General features: G+C 48.9%; 1 protein-coding gene and 1 pseudogene. Both read left to right on the top strand.

Annotated features, from left to right (window positions below):
- Positions 1 to 259 (top strand): annotated as a pseudogene (gene vcrR, locus R7044_RS25740) (LcrR family type III secretion system chaperone VcrR); the annotation flags it as partial.
- A gap of 60 nt (positions 260 to 319) precedes the next feature.
- Positions 320 to 604, top strand: coding sequence for an LcrG family type III secretion system chaperone VcrG (gene vcrG / locus R7044_RS25735; RefSeq protein ID WP_225456062.1), 285 nt, complete (start codon positions 320 to 322; stop codon positions 602 to 604).
- Positions 605 to 675: the final 71 nt, after the last annotated feature.

The following is a 675-nucleotide window of genomic DNA, read 5'->3' as shown; positions in this document are numbered from 1 at the left end:
CCTCAAACGTGTGAGTCCGAATTTGGGGTTGAGTAACCCCTTTTCTTGCCTGTTTCTTTTGGCTGAGCACGCCATCCCTCTTTTTCCTTCTGATTGGGTTATCCGCGGTAACGTTGATGTGTTGCGTGGTAGCAACATGAGTAGCCAACGCTTGGCTCAATTCTACTTACACGCCTGTGGCGCTAGCCACGATCAACAAGCCGACTGGTATTTTTTGCGGCTTGCAGACTATCGCCCACTGAAAAAGAGAAAAATGTAAAAACTCTCGACTGTTACTGACAGCGCCAATGAGAAGACACGCTTTAAGATAGGAATCAATATGAAGCAACCCTTTACCCAAGCTATTGAAAATGCAGAGTTAGCCATTCGAAATGCGGATGAAAGAAATGACATTTTTAGTGAGCTATTAGAAGGACTCGGTGTTGGCCCCGTAGCAGGAGAAGTTCTGCTTGGCGGTTTAAACGCCTCGCCGAAGTTAATGCAACACGCAGAGCAAGAACTCATCGAAGAAGTTCAGCGCCGCAGGCAGCAACAGCATCAGTTGCAAGGCGTGCAGGGTAAAAGACGAAAGCGACCAACCATGTGGCGCGGTATGGTGATCTAGAGGTTTGGAGATGACGAATATGACAACAACGGGCTCAGCAACTGGTGCGGCAACCGCCGCCGCAAGCAGTA

It is taken from the genome of Vibrio sp. 1402, assembly GCF_033340275.1.
This window is presented reverse-complemented; position numbering and strand designations above follow the sequence as displayed.

Excerpts from the sequence above, each read along its gene's own strand:
- vcrG (WP_225456062.1), top strand. The coding sequence starts at position 320 with ATGAAGCAACCCTTTACCCAAGCTATTGAAAATGCAGAGTTAGCCATT.